We start from the raw sequence: 20,241 nt of genomic DNA on the forward strand, positions 1-20,241 counted from the left end.
TGGCTAGTGAATTTCTGGTGTAACGATTCTTATGAGTAGTGCAAAGATAGGCTTAGGTGTGATCGGTATCAGTGCCCAAAATATGGGTAGTACGATGTTTTTGCTCCAAGATGAAACCGACCTGCGTTACTCGCTAGAAGCCATTTGTTCCGATAAGCAAGATGAAATACATGCTCTAGCTCAAGAGAAAAAGCTTGCTTTTGCGACGACGGATTATCGTGCCCTAGTGGAACATCCTAAAGTGGATGTGGTGGCGGTATATTCACCAGATGGTTTACATGCTGAGCACTGTTTGGCAGCGCTTGAAGCAGGTAAGCATGTTATTTGCACCAAGCCCATGGTGACCAGCCTAGAACAGGCCAAAGCTATTGTGGAGGCGGTTAAGAAGAACTCATGTAAATTTTTGCTAGGTCAAACCATGCGCTTTGATCGTCAGTTTCTTGCCTTGCGCAAATTTTTCGATGATGGTGAGCTAGGTGAGATTATGGCTGCAGAAGCTTATTATAATCACGATATGCGTCCGGTCTATGAGTTCACCCCTTGGCGGCTGAATATGCCACAAGATCTGATGTATGGTGGCGTTACTCATCCGGTAGATATCTTGAGAAGCTTCATGGGTGATGTGGCCGAAGTTCATTGCTTTTCAGTAAAAGGTAAGCTCACCCCGAAATTCCCACAGGACAATTTATTTTTTCTCAATCTAAAATTTGCTAGTGGAACCATCGCACAAGTGCGTGGTCTTTATGACGTAGTAGAACCACCGACGCCGATGATGGGGCTGACACTTTACGGGACAAAGGCCACGGCAGTGGCGGAATTTAGTGACAATGGTCCTGGTAAAATCAGTTATTCCATTGATGGCGAAAATGAAGTACGGGTGGTGAACTTTGAAGCTGAAAAAGACCTCAGTGTTTACGGCCATGGAGCTACCGTGATTCGCTACATGCGTCATTTTCAGGACTGCTTAGATCGGGATCTTGAGCCAAGCCCTAATGAGCTTGATGGCGCGCGAGCTGTCTCGGTAGCGCACTCAGCTTGGGAATCGTCAAAAACGGGCAAAGTACAAGAAGTATTTAATGACTTCTAGGACTTTGTAAGATCGGTCTCGATTAAGCATATCTTGCAGATTGTTGCGCGAAGCGCAAATATTTGTCGGGTCAAGGGCTGCCAAGGTCCTGCCGGACGGGCAGATAAAAACTATTCGCCTCTGCGGCGAGCAGCTCGATGAGGGACGGAGTCCCTCTAATGGTAGGGAACTTAAGCTTTTTTTTATTTAATTATATATGGGGCTCTGCCCCAAACCCTGCAAGGAGCTGCCACTCCTGGACCAGGCAGATGAATTGAATACAGCACTCTGTTTAACTAAGATTAAGCATAGGAGCGCAGCGACTAGCGTTGGGATTCTTAAGGGTACAAGTACCCTTGAGCGGGGCGGGGGCAGAGCCCCTATATATTAAAACCCATAAATGCCTCCGGCGGACGGAGAGCCTCCGCGGGCGGACTAGCTTCGCAAAAACCCACCTAAAACCCCTTAAGTTCCCACCCATTAGGAGCCCCTCTCGTATGCGAAGCATAAAAATACCGATCTGCAGAGTCTGGCTAATCGGGAGATCGGTTGAATTAATCGCCGACGAGCCTCTATCTCTATTACATGAGCTTCATGTAATTTAAATTGCGTTTTTTGTAACGAACATATTTATTCCTTGTATAATATATCAAGATCCAATGAGGTTTGAAACCTTAAGGATATAATTTGATAAGGTAAGAATAAATATGAATAAGTTAATAGGCTTAACGGTTTTAGGTTTTGTATCATTTGCGAGTTCCTTATTAGCGAAAGCTGAGCGACCTAATATTTTACTAATTTTCTCAGATGATCACGCTAAGAAAGCACTGAGTTGCTACGGCAATAAGGATATTCAGACTCCCGGACTGGATCGCATTGCTGATGGTGGGGTGCGCTTTAATCATGCCTTGGTACCCAATTCATTCTGTACGCCTTCACGAGCGGTAACGCTGACGGGAAAATACTCCCACAAGAATGGTGTCACCAAGCTCAATCAATCATTTAATGGTTCGCAACAGACTTTTCCCAAGCTCTTGCAAGCCGCGGGTTACGAAACGGCGCTCTTGGGCAAGTGGCATTTACTCTCTAAGCCCACGGGCTTTGATTATTATTGTGTTCAGAAAATGCAGGGCATGCCTTTTGATCCGCGCGTTTTTGAAGCTCAACACGAATGGATAGCCTGGAGTCCACAAGACCGCAAATCCTATATGAAGGGTGGTCGAGTATTGCAGGGTTATAATAATGATGTGATCACCACCGAGGCGATCAATTGGATCAAGAATAGAAAGGATAAGAACAAGCCATTCTGTATGCTCTTACATCCCAAGCCACCTCATGCGCCTTATACTTCTGCAACAAGAGATGAAGATTATTTGAAGGATGTGACCATTCCCGAACCCGCAACACTGCACGATGATTATAAGGGTCGAACGCCTCGTGCTATAGCGGGAAAAATGACTTCAAATCGCCTTGTATTAGGGCCGTCATTTCAAAAGCACCGTAAACAATTGGAAAAAGACAACCCAAATATAACGAGAAAAGAACTCACGGGTAAAATGTACCAAGAATACATCAAGGGCTATTACCGCTTAGTCAAGTCTGTGGATGATAACGTCGGGCGTGTATTGGATTATTTGAAAGAGAGTGGTTTAGAGGAAAATACTTTAGTGATCTACACTTCCGATCAAGGTTTTCCTTAGGTGAGCATGGCTTTTATAATAAGCAGTGGATGTACGAGAATCCTCTTCACGCGCCGTTTTTAGTGAAATTTCCCGGTGTGATCAAGTCGGGTCAGGTTCACGAATCAATGACCAGCCATGTCGATATTGCGCCCACCATTTTAGATTTTGCGGGGGCCGCCATTCCCGAAGATATGCAGGGTTTTTCATTAAAGCCGCTTTTATTGGGTCAGAAAGATCAGGTTCGCAAGGCTTCTTATTATCATTTTTATTCCCATGGTGAACGCTTACCCGAGATGATTGGGGTGCGTACTGAGCGTTACAAACTCATTCATTACCCGGCAATGAAGGGACAAGCCCGCTGGGAGCTCTTTGACCTAGAGCGTGACTCAGAAGAAATGAAAAACTTGGCGCATAAGCCCGAATATAAAGAGCTTAAAGAAAACTTAAAAAAACAATTGCGTCAACTCATTGAAGAAGTGGATGATGATTCAGTCAATGCACCTGCACTGATGAGTTTAAAATAATTTAAAACGAAATAAGAGAGATTTAAAAAATGATAAAAAAAGTATTGTTGCTGTTGTTATGTGTAAGCTTAAGTTTTGCTGTGAACGCACAAAAAAAGAATAAAAAAGCAAAAGAGCCTAAGGCCACGCATACGGATGTAAGTTATGGTCAATTTGACCGCAACAAAATCGATTTTTGGCAGGCCGAAGGAGAGGGGCCGCGGCCTGTTTACATCCATATTCATGGTGGCGGATGGGTTGTGGGGGATAAGAATCGCTTTAAGGGGGCTCAAAAATTCTTGGACAAAGGCATCTCCGTTGCCGCGATCAATTATCGTTTAACGGCGACTGACCCTTTACCAGCTCCGGTTTTGGATGCTGCTCGCGCGGTGCAGTTCTTGCGTTACAAAGCTAAAGATTGGAATATCGATAAGAATAAATTTGTCTTGAGCGGTGGTAGTGCGGGTGCCTGTACATCGATGTGGATTGCTTGTCACGATGATTTGGCTAAGCCTAATTCAAAAGATCCGGTGGAACGTGAATCATCACGAGTTCAAGGTATCTCAGTAGCGGGTGGACAAAGTTCAATTGATCCAAAACAAATTGAACCCTGGATTGGTCCCAATGTTTATCATGAGATGATCTATAAGGCTGTGGGAGAGAAGAACATTGAGGATGCCTTAAAAAATTATGATCAGCACAAGGCTTTGTACAAAGAGTATTCACCCTACAATCATTTGACTAAGGATGATCCTCCGATGCTTTTATCTTATGGCGGTGATATGAGCCTGCCTTCTAAGAGCCTTGGGCACGGTATTCATCACGGCATGTTTGGCCTTAAAATGAAAGAAAAATCAGATAAACTGGGTCACAATAAGATTTATTTGTCAATCGGGAAAAATCGATCGCAGGAATTCCCTAATCGCGATGACTTTGTTTATAAAATTTTATTGGGGAAATAAGATGAAAAATATGCTCATATTTTTATGCTGTAGTTTTTCACTTTGTGTAAGCGCAAATCCAAAGGTTCAATTCGTCGAAAATTTAAAGGCAGGGGAGAAACAAACGATTGTGACCTTTGGCACTAGCCTCACGGCAGTGGGCGCTTGGGTGGGACAATTACAGGTGGTCTTGAATCAGCAATTTCCTGGGCAGGCCAAGGTAGTGAACGGAGCGCAGGGCGGTGCTAACTCAAGCTGGGGCAAGGGTGCTTTAGATAAAAAGGTCTTGGCGCATAAGCCCGACACGGTGTTTATCGAGTTTGCGATCAATGATGCCGTCGAACGACGAAAGGTAAGTGTTGAGAAAGCGCAAGAAAACCTTGAGGATATGATCCGCCGTATTTTGAAACAAAATCCGCAGTGTGAGATTATTCTCATGACGATGAATGTTCCCGTTGGCCATACGGGAGTGCAGCGTCCCAAAATTGCCGATTATTATCAGATGTATAGGGATGAGGCCAAGAGACACGGCTTTAAATTGATCGATCATAATGCGTCATGGAAAAAAGTGCTCGAAGAGAGCCCAGAACTCTATATTCAGTATATGCCGGACTGCATTCATCCGCTCTATGATGGTGCGCTCAAAGTTATCACCCCAAAGATGATTCAATCCCTAGGGTTAGAGCCAGGAAATGCAGCTAAAAGCGAAGAGACACCGTGTTTTAATTACATCTATCGTACAATGGATCGCTTAATTGAAGCGAACTGGCAGGTGACCCGTGAAGAGTACGAACTCTTTTGGGCCAATCATTTCAAGATGCAGGATGCCAATAAAGATGGTTTGATTCAGTCAAATGAATACCCAGAAGAGGGGATCTTTAAACATTTTGATGCCAATGGTGATCAGGCCGTGAGTCTAGAGGAATACCAAAAAGTTTATGCCTATAACTTCAATAAATACGATAAAAAGAATACGGGTGTGATAATGATCAAAAAAGATAAATTTAATTATTGAGAGGTCAGACAATGTTAAAACACCTAATCATTTATACCCTGTTCCTTGCTTTCATACCGGTGTCTTATTCACAGGATTTAAAGGGAACTAAGCCCAATATTATATTGATTTTAACCGATGATCAGGGTAAGGGGCAGTTGGGCTGTCAGGGACATCCGTGGTTGGAAACGCCCAATATCGATAAGTTATTTAGTGAGAGCACTTATTTTTCTGACTTTCACATGAGTCCAACTTGTGCACCGAGTCGCGCCGCACTTTTGACGGGCAATGTGCCCTTTAAGAATGGCGTAACTCACACAGGCGGAGCCCGAGCGCGTATGACTTTAGATGTTCAAACCTTACCTGAAATATTAAAAGGAACAGGGTATACGACGGGTATATTTGGAAAATGGCATTTGGGTTACGAAGAGGCCTATCAACCGGGTTCCAGAGGTTTTGATGAAGTCTTTATTCACGGTTATGGCGGCATAGGTCAGCCCATGGATGTTCCCAATAATAAATATGACAATCCAATCATTCGTCACAATGGTAAGTTTGTTCAAACTGAGGGTTTCTGTACCGATGTCTTCTTTGATCAAGCCTTGGCATGGATTAAAAAATCTAAGGATAAACCCTTCTTTGCTTATATTAGTACCAATGCACCCCATAGTCCTTATGTTGCCCCCAAGTCAAAGCGTCAGAAATTTGCGCAGTATGGTTACAAAAAGAGTGACATGGGTTTTTACGGCATGATTGAAAATATTGACGATAATGTCGGCAAATTAATGGCAAAAATCAAGGCTTGGGAGCTCGATGAAAAGACCTTGATTATTTTTATGTCTGATAATGGTTTTGCAGAATTAGTGACTAATAAACAAAAGCTAGGTAGTAAAAATGGCGAAGATTTATTTGCCTATCAAGGTGGCTTGAAGGGCTTCAAAAAAACTCCAAATGAGGGGGGGACTTTAGTTCCCGCTTTCTTCCGTTGGAAAGGCACTCTGAAGGAGGGCCAAGAAATTAAAAATTTGAGTGCACACATAGACTTTTTACCTACGCTAGTGGACTTGGCTGGAGTCAAGATCGAGGAAAAGAGAGATGGTCAAAGTTTAGTGCCTCTCTTAGCAAATGCGGACGCAAAGTTTGCTCAGCGGAATTTGTTTTTTCATATAGGTCGCTGGGGAAATAATGTAGGCCCAGAGGGATCACAATATGATAAGAGACCTGGTCGAGCTGGATTTGCGGTACGCAATACGAAGTTTCGCTTGGTGAATCATGAAGAACTCTATGATATTAAAAGTGATCCATCAGAGAAAAATAATGTGGCTGAACAATACCCCGAAATAGTTCAAGAAATGCAAAAATCTTACGATACTTGGTGGTCTGAAGTCAGGCCCTATATGATTAATGAGGGCCATCAGAAGATGGAGCCGAATCCCTTTCATTTAAAATATAAAGAACAATTAAAGACTAAAGACATACCCTTATGGGATGTACCTCAACTCTAAGTAGTATTACTAGATTTGCTTATTTATAAGCATCCCACATGGTGTTTTGATGGTCTGAGATTGATCCAGAGCCACCATCAGTTCTTACCATAGTCGAGAAAAAATTCAATGATTCGACGTGTCCATCAACAAATAAGTAATTCGATTTATCTAAGCCCTCATGAGGTATATTAGTAGGATTATTGAAAAAACTACTGAGTTCTAATTGACTTAAATGACTGCGCCCAAGGCAACGATCCCAAGACATGTATTCAAAAGTAGAAATCGTTTGGGAAGGAAGGAGAATATCTGAAACTTTTGTCTTTAAGGCCTCTGATGGAGTTGCGTTTAAAAAGCCAGATATGCCACGATTATTGTTGTATAACCCCGCCACAGAACCTCTCACTTGTCGAGTCAAAGCATAGGATAAAGTCAAAGCTTGGGGACCCGTACCATCGGCACCGGAGAAATAGCGCTGGACATCATCAGAGGGACAAGCGTAGAGTCCAGCACTATAACCATCAGTGGGGAATATCGCGGCGTTAGTATTGAGGTCTGCATAGGCTACATTTCTCCCATCATAGCCATTTAGATTATCACTCCATGACATAGATCCACTATTGATGGGAAAGTAGCCATCATTATCATCAAAATACAGCTGGTAGGCAATTTGTAGTTGCTTGAGGTTACTTTTACATGTGGCCATTTTAGCTTTTTCCCTAGCTTTACTAAGTGAAGGAAGAAGAAGCGAAGCGAGGATGCCAATAATGGCGACAACCACGAGTAGCTCGATGAGAGTAAATTTCTTTTTGTCCATGGCTAAAATACCTTATAATAATATTAAGTTAATATCTCAAGCAAGGAAGTTTTTATCTTGATACAAAAAAGATAGATGTTTTTTTGTAAATCATTCATTTTGAGGGTTTTGTTATATAAACCTAATTCGTACGATTATATTTTACATTAGTAAATATACGCGTGCGTGAGGTCTATTTTAGAGATTTCAACAAGGGCAAAATCACTCTAACCGTTCATAGCTTATGATCAACTTGAGTAAATCAAGGTAGCAATCAAATTATGGCGTATTTTCAAGTCTTTAGAGGTAAAAAAAGCGTATATTAACAGCATGTGGGCGTGACGATTTTAGGACTCAGTAAAAAAGCCCTATTTTAAAATGTATGGTAACGGTTAAAGTGCGGGAATAACCCAAGGTATCAGTGACTTCGCCCATATTTCGTCAAAGTTCAACTCTCTCATTTTCCACTGAGTGATTTTCAGTTTAAAAGAGCGTCCTGTATAAATGATTTTCCCTGCTAAATCGAATAGTTTACGGCGTATGGTCGTTGGGTAGCAGTTCCAAGCAAAGCCCGCAATATTACGTTTGAAAATCTGAAAGAGATTGAAGGATATAATCCCCATTGTGTACCAAAAAGAGTTAGCGTGATAATCGAGACAAGGCATTCTCTCACTAGCAAAGTCTTTAGCCGCACGGTGGGTAAGTTCATCAGCTCCACGAGAATGGTCATAATCAATTAATTCTTGATCGGAACAATCTTTCACATCAAGATTTGTAAGAATAATACGACTTTCCAAACCTAATAAGGCTTCTCCATTTTCTTCTGTTGGTCGTAAAAACAAAGCTCTATATTGCATTTCTTCTGGCCAGGTCGCTCGTCGTTCTTGAAAAGCGAGGTAATGCCAAGTGCAGGCTTTTTTACTATAGATACCATCGAACTCCTCTATTTTTTTATTTGCATGTATCTTGTGGTCTGAATAACGCTTTCCTGCACAAATAAAGTTGATTTTAAGCTCGTCGCAAGCCGCAAAAATCTTTTGATCGTAATAACCTCCATCCATACGCACTATGATCTGAATGTCTTCTCCAAGGGTCTTACGAATCATTGGGGTTATTTCTTGTAACATCTTGATTGCCACACCATCGTGATTTGTTGAGCAATGACCCGATTGAAAATAAGTATCAACATACATACCATCCCAGATGAGGTTGATGGGATGGTATCCTTCTTTTTTCTTGTATGTACATTTTACTCCTGCGCGACATTTAGCTCCGTCGTTATCGTAGACACTGGAGTCGAGAAAAAGAATGACTTTCTGCAGATTTTTATCTTGGAGAGCACTAAGGAAAATCCTGCGGACTAAAGGACGAAGTAGTTCAAGATCTACCGTATAAGCCTTGTGAAGAATTCTTTTTAAGGCGGCGGTACCTAGAGCTTTTTTACAGCCCAAGAGTTTTTGCCAAGCTTCATCTTTCTGCAAGGTATCGAAAGTTTTTAAACTACTTTCGGTACCGTCTGTAAAAAAGAGCACAAGCTGAAAAAAGGCTTCTTCAAGCTTTATCCCTTTCTTACTTTTTCTTAAATCTTGTAATACCTTCGCAAGTTCATCACAAATGCCAGTGCCATTAATGAAATTAACAAAAGGTGCTAATCCTGATCGTGAACTTAGACAGTTTGTGGTGACTCCAATTTCTTTGATTTTTCTACGACATTCTTTCTGGGTTATTCTAGTTTTTTTGTTTTTCTTGGGCATCGTAACTCTGTGGTGTTTTGGGTTGGTGTTTTTTAGTCGAAACTAATTTAGCCCAAACGCCACTTTTCACCTCCCCAGTGAAAGTTTTATGCCTAAAGCGTATTTCTTAGGATAAAATGCTCAATCACTACAAAAATAGACATTTCTTTGATGGAGAGAGTCATATGATGAAAAAAAGTGTCGGCTTCCAAAATCTGGGGAGGAATTATAGGACACATTGATTTTAGCGAGTGGCATCCCAAGTCGAACCACTCACATCGGAAGTCGTAGCTAATGAGCCGTCATTGGTGACGAGTGATTGAATCAGATTCATTTTTGTGACATGGCCATCAGCCATCAGGAAGTTAAATTTCAAATCGGAGTGATAGGGCTCATTGAGTTCAAAAACACTGGCTTGTATACCACTAAATTCCCAAGAACAGCCCATATGAATGCGGAGATTATTATTATTAGCCAAGGGGGCAGCATTTTCGGCAAAGGTACTGACTTTAGATGTACTATTAATCTCACTTATATTTCTAGAATCCCACACACCGTAAATCCCTTGATAACCATTGCCTCCCTTTTGAGTTGGGCCATAAGTTCTGAGGATATAAGTACCATCAGTTCTTTCATCAAGAGGGCATCTGTAGCTTGCGCCATGATCTGCGCCACCAGATCGATCTGTGAAAGTAGCCCCCCAGCGACCATTTACACCAGCACCTGCGGTTATTTGCGCATCAGTGAGATCTCTGCCGTCATAAGAACTTAGGAAATCATCCCAGCCATATCCTGAGTTACCAGCAGCGTAGGGGTAATAACCTTCATTGTCATCTACGTACATGGTGACAGAAAACCCTGTTTGTTTGAGATTATTTAGACACACCGCGATTTTCGCTTTTTCACGCGCTTTTCCTAGTGAAGGAAGGAGAAGGGATGCCAGTATGCCAATAATAGCGATGACGACGAGTAGTTCGATCAGAGTGAATTTATTTTTATTCATGGCTAAAGTACCTTATATTTATATTATGTTAATATCTCTAGCAAGGAACTTTTTATGATGATACAAAAAATATAGATATTTTTTTGTAAAGTATTCATTTTGAGGGTTTTATTATATAAAATGCTTATTTCCCACAAAAAATAAATGTATCTTTGATATATAGAGTCATATGATAAAAAAAGTCTCAGCTCAAAATATCGAAGAGCTTTAAGAAATGAAAAAGATAGCCCCAGCAATTCCTTGTTGGGGGTCTTCACTAGATAGTATCCTTGAATATGACGTTATATGGTCCACATCTACCAAAGGCTGGGGCAGGCACATGAGTGATGGACCTTGAGCTATTTATTGGCATCCCACATGGTGCCCGTTGTTGCGGAAGCAGTTCCCACGCCACCACCGCTAATCGCGAGAGTCGCCTGGGAAGTCAGTGATGCAACGTGGCCATCAATAAATAAGAAATTAGATTTCCCTGATTCTTCATGAGGGATATTATCGGGATTAGCTAAAAAAGTACTAGGCATTACCATGCTTTTTCCACCTAGAGAAGGGTGACGCCCTGCAGCTCCAAGTGTGTTGTTCGAAGCCATGTATTCAAGAGTAGATAGAGTGATGCTGGTCTGATTTATTTCACTAGTTTTTAGCGAGACGGGTGCACCAGATCCCCAATGTAAACCAGTGATTCCTCGCTGTCCTGAGTTAATAGTACTACCACCGTGAATTGTTAATAAAGTAGGGGAATAAGAGAGAGTTAGTGTATCAGCTGCGCGTGCAACAGAATCAGAAGGGCAGGCGTATAAACCTTCAGAATACTGGCTCGCACTTAGAGGCGTATTAGTATTGAGGTCGGCATAGTCAACATTTCGGCCATCATATCCAGCTAAATGATCATTCCATGACATATTAGTTGTGTCAAAAGGGAAGTAATCATCGTTATCATCCGTATACATCATATATGCGATATGTAATTGTTTCATATTGCTTTTGCAAACAGACATTTGAGATTTTTTTCTGGCTTTACCTAGAGTCGGAAGAAGCAGGGAGCCGAGGATGCCAATAATGGCGATGACAACGAGTAGTTCGATGAGAGTGAATTTTTGTTTTTTCATGGCGAAAGCACCTTATATTTATATTATGTTAGTATCTCTAGCAAGGGACTTTTTTGGCTGATACAAAAAAGATACAGTATTTTTTGTAAATCATTCATTTTGAGGGCTTTGTTATATAAAATGCTTAATCACTACCAAAAATGTAAACTATTGATTTATATAATGATCCAATGGCAATTTCGAATGAAATTAGTTCTATGAAATGCTCAGTCCCCAAGGGAAAACAAGCAAAATGACTCTATTTTATAAAAGAGGGTGACAGGATCTGTTCTGCAATGCGAACTTACTGAGAAATAAGCTTTAGGGAATTGACTTGAAATGAAAAAAATAGATAAGAAAATTATACTTTTATTAGTCGTTTTTAGCCTCGTGGGGCTGACGGCTAGCGCCTGTGATGTACCGGTGTTTCGTTATGCACTGGAACGCTGGCAAGCGGATAAATTTAAACTTGAAATACCTGAGACACTGCAAGTCGATAAAGTTGATGATAACAGCAATCTTAGTATTGAAAAAAAATCTACTCAGCAAGTTAAAGTCTATTTTCCCCATGCGAATAGTCCCTTTTTGGTAGAAGAGCAAGAAGATTTTTCCTATGCTGCGCTGATTGATTCTCCTGCGCGTCGCGAGATTGCCAAACGTCTAATTGCTGGTGATTCAGTGGTATGGGTAGCCTTGACTAAAGATGGTCAGTTACCAGAGCAGGAGGCCTTGGAGCAGGGCTTACGCTCATCGGAGAAGAAATTGAGTAAGGAAGATCGGCAATTAAAATTTTCGACTTTGTCAATCAAACGCGATTCGAAAGAAGAACGCTATTTTATTGCGAGCCTACTTACGGTGGAAAATGACCTCATGGAAATTGATGAGAGCATGGTGTTTCCCGTTTTTGGTCGTGGCCGTGTGCTCGAACCCGTAATTGCTCAGGGAATTAATGAAGAGAATATAAATGAGATGAGTACTTATTTGTCGGGTGATTGTTCCTGCGAGATAAAGAATCAAAATCCCGGCCTTGATTTACTTTTTAATTTTAATTGGGAAGAAGCACTGGAAGGCAAATCACAGATTGTCGAAAAGAGTCTACCTGAGTTGAGTGGAGTTCTTGATTTTAAAGCAGAGAATCCCCCCTCAAAGGCCCCTGCGTCAAATGAGCCTGTGCCAGAAAAATTTCCCGATAGTCCAGAACATGAAATAAATGGATCCTTGGCTTTATATCTCGGCGCCGGTCTGCTGCTCGTTATTGTCATCAGCAGTTTTATAATTTTTATTAAAAGGTAAAAAATGCATCTAATTTCCCATACTCTATTGTTCTTAATTATTTCTCTTTCAAGTTTTGCTGATGATTGGCCTCAGTGGCGCGCAGACGCGGGTCATCGCGCTAGTGCTAAGGAAGCTTTACCTGCAGGTCTAAAGCCCGATTGGGCTTTGCAGTTTAATAAACGTCAGCAGGTATGGGATGATGCACTGAATTGGGACCTAATGACTTACGATCGTGCTTTCGAGCCAATAGCTAAGGATGGCCGACTCTATTTGGCTTTTAATGATCGCGATAAAATTGTTGCTTATGATATCAAGAGTGGTAAACAGCTCTGGCAATTTTTTGCTGGAGGTCCAGTGCGTTTGGCCCCCGCAGCTTGGGGAGATAATATTTATCTCGTTTCTGATGATGGTTACCTCTACTGCCTAGATGCGGCGAGTGGCGAGTTAAATTGGAAATTTCGTGGTGCACCTTCGGCCCGCAAAGCGCTAGGGAATAAGCGTGTAGTATCCGCTTGGCCGGCCCGTGGCGGTGTGGTAGTGAAAGATGGTCAGGTTTTTTTTACGGCGAGTATATGGCCTTTTATGGGGACTTATTTTTATTGCCTCGATGCTAAGAGTGGCAAGGTGATTTGGCTCAATGATGGTACGAGCTTCAACTACATTAAACAGCCGCACAACACCTTTGCCTTTGCCGGTATTGCACCCCAGGGAGTGCTGGCAGTCTCTGGTGACAAACTCGTTATTCCTGGAGGTCGTTCGATTCCAGCAGTTTATGATGCGAAGAGCGGAAAAGAACTCTTTTTTAATCACGCTGCAAGTAAGAAAGGCGTGGGCGGAAGCTCAGTTTTTGCCGATGATGAGTATTTCTATGTTCATACTCGCCTGCTCGGAGTTCGTGCTCATGATTTGAAAAAAGGCAAGGAAATTGCACTGTCTTTACAGGAACCAATTCTCGAGGGTGATACGCTCTATACATATTTCGATGGTCAGCTCCATTGCCTTGATCGCAAAAACTTTTTTGCGCCAAAAACTGGGGATCCGGGTTATAAAATAAGTTTCCCCGCGGTGAAGAAAATGCGCTATATAAAGCTGCGTGGAACTGAGCTAAAGGATGGTTACTTTGGTATTGCCGATCTAAATATTATGATTGACGGTATTCCCATGGATAAGGCTCATTGGCATGAGAAATCGGTTAGCTCCAGCGAAGGAAGACAGAAAGTGGGCTATGCCTTCGACAAGAGCTCAAAAACTTACTGGCTGAGTAAAAAGGAAAAATCAGTTCCCGAGTTAAGCATATCTCTCGGTACTTGGTATGATTTTGATAATTTACATTTTCTGCCACCTACGGGAAAAAGGGACAAAGGAAAGCCTGAGGCGATTGAAGTCTATGTCTCGAATAACAAAAAGGACTGGAAGAAGGTTTTTGCTGGTGAACTGAATAAGAAGACCTGGGTAAAAGGGAAGGCCAAAAAATCGAAGAAATGGAGCGTGAAGCTGCCAGCCGTCAGCGATATGATAAAAACGGGAAATACAATTTATGCGGCTACGGCCGAGGGTATCTATGTGCTTGATTGTATTCAGCAAAAAGTAATCACTAAGTTAGCTACGCAAGACGAAATTGTGCGTCTAATAGCAGCTTCAGATCGACTCGTTGCAGTCAGTCTCGAGGGCAGAATTACGGTTTACTCAAATCAAACAGCTAAGTTTCGCCAAGTCAAGAATAAGTTTGCATCAGTTAGGCCGGCAGCGCTTGCAGTGACACGCGCCACAAGTCTTGTTAAAATGGCGGCTGATGATAAGGCCTATGCAATGTTAGTTGGACCCTCTTCACTAGATGAAATCACGGCCTTGCTCAAAGCCTCTCAGATGCAGCTTTTGGTATTGGGGGTTCCTTTAGCTAAGCTGAATGATTGGCGAAGCCAGTTGGATGCGGCCGGACTCTATGGCAAACGGGTCAGTATCTTTTCTGAAAACCTCGATGAATTCAAAGCTCCTTCCTATATTTTTCAATTGATTGCGCTCGGCGCAAATTTCACAGATACCACTACTGAATGGAAAGCGCTGTGGAGCTCCTTACGCCCCTATGGCGGAGTGCTCGCTTTGGGTAAGCATTCATCTAAAGCGGCACTGAAGTTACCTCAAGCTCAGTTGAAACAATACAAGGGCGAAAAGTTCGTGCTTAAGCAAGGAGCCTTACCTGGCAGTGCCGATTGGACTCATATGTACGGCGACATGGCTAATACAGTGAAATCCGACGATAAGTTGATTAAGCTGCCCTTGGGAGTGCTCTGGTTTGGTGGCAACTCGAACCTAGAAGTTTTACCGCGTCATGGACACGGTCCCCCAGAGCAGGTCGTAGGAGGACGCCTCGTGATAGAGGGCATGGATATGATCTCGGCGCGTGATGTTTATACCGGCCGACCTTTGTGGAAAAAGAAATTCAAGAACCTTGGAAACTACGGTGTTTACTTTGATAAGACTTATAAAGATACACCCCTAAGTACTGCGTATAATCAGGTGCATATTCCCGGTGCCGGTGGCCGCGGAACCAACTATGTTGCCTTAGCGGACAAAGTTTATGTACTCGAGGGTGATACCTGCCATATCATTGATGCCGCCACGGGGCGCGATCTCAAGGACGTACATATTCCAAAAAACGAGCAGGGTGATGAGCAGGCCTGGGCCTTCCTAGGTCTGGAGCAGGAATTTCTAATTGGAGGAACCGGCTTTGCGAATTATACCAAGAAGGCTCCAGTTAAAAAAATGAATTCTTGGGTTCAGAACGTTGATCTTTCGGGCTCCAATGGACTCGCAGTTTTTGATCGTCATAGTGGAGAAAAGCTATGGCAAGTGAAGGCGAATTATAGTTTTTTACACAACTGTATTGTGGCGGGTGAGGGAAAGATTTATCTACTCGATCGCCTCCCTTCGACTTTCGAGTCAAAACTCAAACGTCGTGGAAAATCACTTCCTGATCAGTACCGTTTGCTCTGTCTAGATCTGAAAACGGGCAAGGAACTCTGGTCAAATACAGAAGGTATTTTTGGGACATGGCTCGGTTATTCCAAGCAGCACGACGTTCTTATACAGGGAACATCCAAAGCAAGGGATCGTAGTAATATGGAGGCAGCCATGGGCATGGTCGCTTATCAGGGTGGAAATGGGAAGGTTTTGTGGCAGGATCTTAAACGCAAATATGCGGGACCGATGATGATTCATAATGAGACCATTATTACCAACGTCGAGGGTGGTAAACTTTCTGCAGGTGCTTACGATCTGAAGACTGGTAAGTCACGTCTAGTAAAGAATGCGGTCTCGGGTAAAATGGAACCTTGGAAATTTACGCGTACTTATGGTTGTAATACGGCAATTGCTTCTGAGAATTTACTTACTTTTCGCTCCGGTGCAGCCGGTTTTTACGACCTCACTACTTTCACTGGGACCGGTAATTTTGGGGGCTTTAAATCTAGTTGTACGTCTAATTTAGTGGTCGCAAATGGCGTGCTCAATGCACCGGATTATACTCGTACCTGTAGTTGCGCTTATCAGAATCAGACTTCACTTGGCATGGTACACATGCCCGAACTCGATTATTGGGTGAAGTCACGACCAGGACTCGAACTCTCGAGTAATCAGCAGGTCGAGCAGTTGGGGATCAATTTTGGAGCACCAGGTGATCGCATGGATGCCAAGGGTCTCTTCTGGGTGAATTACCCCTCCACAGATGAGAGCTCAACCAAGCTCTTCTCGATTGCAGGCGATAAACTTGCTTATCATCGCAGTGCCTCGCTCAGTGGTGGACTTAGTTGGGTGAAGAATAACTCGATTGAAGGATTGAATGAATTCAAGATTAAGCTCAGTGCCAAAAAGTATAAACTACGCCTTTATTTCCCCAAAGTGGAAGCTTCTACTTTTCACGTGGAAGTGAATGGCAAGCGCGTATTGGAGAATTTCAGTCCTTTCTCAAGTACTCAGTATAAGGAATTTTCTATTGCAGGTGGCGAGACTAAAATCAAGCTCATCCCAGTTAAGGGAAGGACTCATATAAGTGGAATTTCTTTCCACGCAGGAGAATAAGTACCCACCTTAATCATCATAGAATAGTCTGAAGAACTCAGACCTCTGGGAGTCCAGTGATCTGAGGAGGGAAAGGACTATATTGTCGCCAAATTAATAGCATCGAAGATGCGTCATTTTTTTAGCCTTGGGGGGAAGGTGAAGCCCACTCCCAAGGAATTGATTATTCATCATTAGATCATCGAAGATGGTCAATTGATTCGCCCTCGTCGAGGACGTAATTTATAATGTATTTGTCCACCTGGGGTTTCACCCTGGCTGAGTACATTCATCCACTTCGAGGGTGTGAAATCATACCCCTTTTTTTAGACATAATAATTTCATATCTCTAAGCTATTATTGTGACGATGAAGCCTAAACTAAAGGTCTGCCAGCGTTTTTATTGATATACATTATGGAGTGTTAAGATGAAAAAATTCCTGTTGAAATCCATTATATTCACAGCTTTACGCTCAGGTATGTAAAATGATTAAGCAGATTTATTTTTTCGATGAAGGCGTTTGAAGAATTCGCCCGACTTGGAAAAATTGGGTCGATTGAGGGGATCAGGGTCCAACATGATTTTAAGGAAGGAAGGCAGTTTTTTATTGTCAAAAGTTTCGATGAATTGAGCTCTTTCGATTTCAATTGCTAATGGATCTTTTTGCGTAAAAGGCGGCTTCCCAGTAAGGAAAGTAATGGCCAAAATGGCCAAAGAGTAAACGGAACTCGCTTCGTCATGGTCTTTGCTTGAAATGAGCTCAGGAGCGAGGCTCGAGTTAGCGATAGTCGAATGAAGTCCAATACTAGAGAGGATAAGTTCTCTAATGCTATAATCGGCTAATTTGACGGTGCCATCGAGTTCCAGCATAACATCTGAAGGTAGAAAGGCTCCAAAGCAACGTTTTTTCGCTAGGAAATGAGCAGTTTTACATACTTTATGGAGAATGAAAGCGACTTGATCTTTAGGTAGCTTTCCAAATTCGGCAAGGTAGTGATTCATTCTGTAAGGTGAATTTTCTCTTGAAATATAGTAGGCGGAATCATCTTCAGTACAATGAAGGGGGGAAAGGAAATCCTTGATCTCAATTGAAGCGTAAAAAGTAAAGATGTCTTTGAGTTCTTCTAAAGGCGGAGCAGCATGGGTTTTTTCGTAAACAACGACATCACAATTGATATCAGCTTTTTTATTTTGAGCGCGAAAAATATTAATGAAGTCACTCTCATAAATATGCTTATCATAAATAAATAAGTTTGTTTCAATAGGTACACGAAATTTTAGGTGGCAATGGGGACATTGAACTTTTTCAAATAGTTCCGTGATTTGGAATGATGTACTAGCTTCACAATTAGAGCAGGTGATAAGACTTTGGTATTTTTGGACATTGCTTTGAATAGGATCTGCAAGCGCTACCTGACTAGAAAGAGTTCTATGATTTTGCGAGTTCTGTTTTGCTACAGATAGCAGATCTATATTTAGCCTTTGGTCTATTTCGGTGCCTGACAGTACTTGTACGTGTTCAGTCATTAAATCCAGCATAGCTAATCAATTCTCTCTAGTTTAAATAAGACGGCTAAGATAAAAAGGGAAGACGATAATACTATGCATAATTAGTTAAGATTGTGTGAGTCTTATAAGACTTGGGAATAAGTCATATTTTCAACTGAAGTCATGAGCTCTAGAAAGAGCCTATTTTCTAATAATTGAGAGGTTTTATTATTTGGGGATGCTTTGGAGGATGTGCTGAGCAAAGGCTTGGGAGTTTTTGTCGATATTAGAATCCAGTAGAGCTTGTGCATCAGCTTGTGCAAGGGACCACTTTTTTTGAATGAGGTAGATTCGCGATCTCCGCATAAGAGAATTGAGGCGATAGTCATTGTGTTTAGCACTGCGAGTGTAGTATTCGATAGCAAGTTCGTAGTCTTTTAATTGCTCGGCTAATTGCGCAATGGAAATGAGCGTAATGGCATTGTCGGCATTATATTTCAGGGCTTCTTGATAGAGTTTGAGAGCTTCTTCTTGTTTGCCTAAGTTCATTTTTACTTGTGCGTAGATTTGGTAATAGTTTTCTTTGTTTTCAAATTTGAGCTTATCGAGTTTAGCCAAGACGACTGCTGCTTGATCGTATTTTTGTATACTCATGAGGGCGTAGGCTTGTTTGAGTGTGGCATCTGTTGCCATATCACCTTTTATTTGTGCATAGTGTTTGGCCGCAGCTATGTAGTTGCCTTGAGAGTAATAGAGGCTAGCCAAGTTCATTTTTTCTGAGTCACTTAGTTCAAAAAGTTGGTCAAATAAGACAAAGTTCATGAGGGCTTCTTCGCTTTTATCGACTTGGTTGAGGCAAGAGATATAGCTGAGCCAAACATTGCGATTTTGAGGGTTTTTGTCGAGTATTTCGCGGGCAATGATGAGGGCATCGGCGTAGTTTTCTTGGTGCATGCGAATATCGAGAAAGTATTTATTGATTTCTTTATTTTCGGGATCAAAAAGACGGACATTTTCGAAGGCAAACCAAGCGGCTTGCCAATTTTCGAGGCTCATGTGAATATAGGCAATATTTTTCCATGTATTGAGGTCAGCGGCAGCTTGGCGAATGACTGCAGATAAATGTTTGAGTGCGAGGGTATTGTTATTTTCTTGGAGGTATATATGGGCCAGAGCTTTATGGGCACGAGTGAATTCGGGGAGTTTTTTGATGGCAGTTAAAAAGCTAGAGATCGCCAATTTTTGATTCTTTTGATCGAGGTAGAGGCTTCCCTGCAAGTAATCAAATACAGGGGAACGCGAGGGCTCCATTGCCTGAAGTTTATCGAGTGCTTTTTTTGGTTCTTTTGCGATCAGTTCAATGATGTCTTGGTACTGGCGACTTTGTTCGCGTGGGACACTGGGCTCAAGAGCCAAGAGGCTCAGACTGAAAAGGTAGAATAGGTACTTCATTATTTTAACCTAAAATCATAATTAATAATTCTTTTTGAATTGACGGCACGGCCATTTTTGAGGGCTGTCTTGTAGTTTTCTGCGAGCAGGGCTTTGATGCAAGTTTTATCAAAAACCCCTCGATGTGGAGATTCCAAAATTTTGTAAGTGGAGACTTGTCCTTCTTTAGTGATCAGGACTTCAACGCTTAAAGTTCCGGTCAAGCCGCGTTGCATGGCCCGACGTGGGTAAGTGGGTTGAACAAATTTGAGGCGACGCGCTTGTTGATCGACTTCGGCTAATTCAAAGACGCCGCTATAATCAAGGCTAGTTGAATTAGAGGGAGCCTGAGAAGCCGTGCTTTGAGCAGGGATAGGAGGGCTGATATCGAAGTCATGATTGAAGTCATTTGTCAGGCTCATGGGGGTGAATTGAATATCGCTAGCAAATGAAATAGGAGCTAAATCCATCTTTATATTTAATGGTTTGATGGGCTCAATGGTGGGAGGCCTTGGTGTGGGAGTTTTAAGCTTTTTGAGTATTTTCTTTTTGGGAACGGACTGAGTTTTTTTAATAGCTTTTTTCTTTTTGACAAATTGCGGTATTTCTCTAACTTCAATGATTTTTTCAGGGGGGTTATTGGCTTTGTTCATGAAGGGGAGCAGGAGGAAGAATGCGGAACCAAATAAAATTGCGAACATAC

At 42.1% G+C, this 20,241-nt stretch carries 14 protein-coding genes and 1 pseudogene; 8 read left to right on the forward strand and 7 right to left on the reverse strand.

Translation table 11 applies throughout. The annotated features are described in order from the left end of the window. Positions 1 to 31 precede the first annotated feature (31 nt). The 6 genes from PQO03_RS04415 to PQO03_RS04440 all read left to right on the forward strand — a co-directional run bounded on the left by PQO03_RS04415 (position 32) and on the right by PQO03_RS04440 (position 6,691). Positions 32 to 1,087 carry a Gfo/Idh/MocA family protein gene (locus PQO03_RS04415; protein ID WP_274151438.1) on the forward strand — a complete coding sequence of 352 codons (1,056 nt, stop codon included), beginning with the start codon at positions 32 to 34 and terminating at the stop codon, positions 1,085 to 1,087. Between the two features lie 686 nt (positions 1,088 to 1,773). Beyond that, positions 1,774 to 2,766, forward strand: coding sequence for a sulfatase-like hydrolase/transferase (locus tag PQO03_RS04420; RefSeq protein ID WP_274151439.1), 993 nt, complete (start codon positions 1,774 to 1,776; stop codon positions 2,764 to 2,766). Further along, positions 2,691 to 3,272: a sulfatase/phosphatase domain-containing protein gene (locus PQO03_RS04425; protein ID WP_274151807.1), complete on the forward strand. Its 582-nt coding sequence runs from the start codon at positions 2,691 to 2,693 to the stop codon at positions 3,270 to 3,272. Before PQO03_RS04420 ends, PQO03_RS04425 begins: the two co-directional genes overlap by 76 nt. 29 nt (positions 3,273 to 3,301) lie before the next feature. After that, positions 3,302 to 4,213 carry an alpha/beta hydrolase gene (locus PQO03_RS04430; protein WP_274151441.1) on the forward strand — a complete coding sequence of 304 codons (912 nt, stop codon included), beginning with the start codon at positions 3,302 to 3,304 and terminating at the stop codon, positions 4,211 to 4,213. Position 4,214: 1 nt separating this feature from the next. Continuing rightward, complete coding sequence (locus tag PQO03_RS04435; RefSeq protein WP_274151443.1) at positions 4,215 to 5,207, forward strand: GDSL-type esterase/lipase family protein; 993 nt, start codon at positions 4,215 to 4,217, stop codon at positions 5,205 to 5,207. An 11-nt stretch (positions 5,208 to 5,218) separates the two neighbouring features. Further along, positions 5,219 to 6,691: an arylsulfatase gene (locus PQO03_RS04440; RefSeq protein ID WP_274151445.1), complete on the forward strand. Its 1,473-nt coding sequence runs from the start codon at positions 5,219 to 5,221 to the stop codon at positions 6,689 to 6,691. Between the two features lie 19 nt (positions 6,692 to 6,710). Here PQO03_RS04440 and PQO03_RS04445 read toward each other — a convergent pair whose 3' ends face one another. The 4 genes and pseudogenes from PQO03_RS04445 to PQO03_RS04460 all read right to left on the reverse strand — a co-directional run bounded on the left by PQO03_RS04445 (position 6,711) and on the right by PQO03_RS04460 (position 11,308). After that, entirely contained in the window at positions 6,711 to 7,487 is a 777-nt protein-coding gene (locus PQO03_RS04445; protein WP_274151447.1) for a prepilin-type N-terminal cleavage/methylation domain-containing protein, read from the reverse strand. Positions 7,488 to 7,858: 371 nt separating this feature from the next. Next, positions 7,859 to 9,323 (reverse strand): annotated as a pseudogene (locus PQO03_RS04450) (IS1380 family transposase). Between the two features lie 120 nt (positions 9,324 to 9,443). Further along, on the reverse strand, positions 9,444 to 10,202 hold the full coding sequence (locus PQO03_RS04455) for a prepilin-type N-terminal cleavage/methylation domain-containing protein (RefSeq protein WP_274151448.1): 759 nt from the start codon (positions 10,200 to 10,202) through the stop codon (positions 9,444 to 9,446). 338 nt (positions 10,203 to 10,540) lie between these two features. Continuing rightward, entirely contained in the window at positions 10,541 to 11,308 is a 768-nt protein-coding gene (locus tag PQO03_RS04460; RefSeq protein WP_274151449.1) for a type II secretion system protein, read from the reverse strand. Between the two features lie 318 nt (positions 11,309 to 11,626). On the opposite strand from PQO03_RS04460, the gene PQO03_RS04465 reads away from it, so the two are divergent. Next, the gene (locus PQO03_RS04465; protein ID WP_274151451.1) at positions 11,627 to 12,580 is read left to right on the forward strand and encodes a hypothetical protein; all 954 of its coding nucleotides are present in this window, start codon (positions 11,627 to 11,629) and stop codon (positions 12,578 to 12,580) included. Positions 12,581 to 12,583: 3 nt separating this feature from the next. Next, entirely contained in the window at positions 12,584 to 16,639 is a 4,056-nt protein-coding gene (locus PQO03_RS04470; protein WP_274151453.1) for an outer membrane protein assembly factor BamB family protein, read from the forward strand. Positions 16,640 to 17,108: 469 nt separating this feature from the next. Here the strand turns inward: PQO03_RS04470 and PQO03_RS04475 are convergent, their stop codons facing one another. The 3 genes from PQO03_RS04475 to PQO03_RS04485 all read right to left on the reverse strand — a co-directional run bounded on the left by PQO03_RS04475 (position 17,109) and on the right by PQO03_RS04485 (position 20,239). After that, positions 17,109 to 18,146 carry a protein kinase domain-containing protein gene (locus tag PQO03_RS04475; RefSeq protein WP_274151455.1) on the reverse strand — a complete coding sequence of 346 codons (1,038 nt, stop codon included), beginning with the start codon at positions 18,144 to 18,146 and terminating at the stop codon, positions 17,109 to 17,111. 189 nt (positions 18,147 to 18,335) lie between these two features. Continuing rightward, positions 18,336 to 19,559, reverse strand: coding sequence for a tetratricopeptide repeat protein (locus PQO03_RS04480; protein WP_274151456.1), 1,224 nt, complete (start codon positions 19,557 to 19,559; stop codon positions 18,336 to 18,338). Then, positions 19,559 to 20,239 (reverse strand): energy transducer TonB, encoded by a 681-nt coding sequence (locus tag PQO03_RS04485; protein ID WP_274151457.1) that lies wholly within the window; start codon positions 20,237 to 20,239, stop codon positions 19,559 to 19,561. The genes PQO03_RS04480 and PQO03_RS04485 overlap by 1 nt, the downstream gene beginning before the upstream one ends. Positions 20,240 to 20,241 lie beyond the last annotated feature (2 nt).

This window comes from Lentisphaera profundi (genome assembly GCF_028728065.1).
In the GTDB taxonomy this organism is placed as follows: domain Bacteria; phylum Verrucomicrobiota; class Lentisphaeria; order Lentisphaerales; family Lentisphaeraceae; genus Lentisphaera; species Lentisphaera profundi.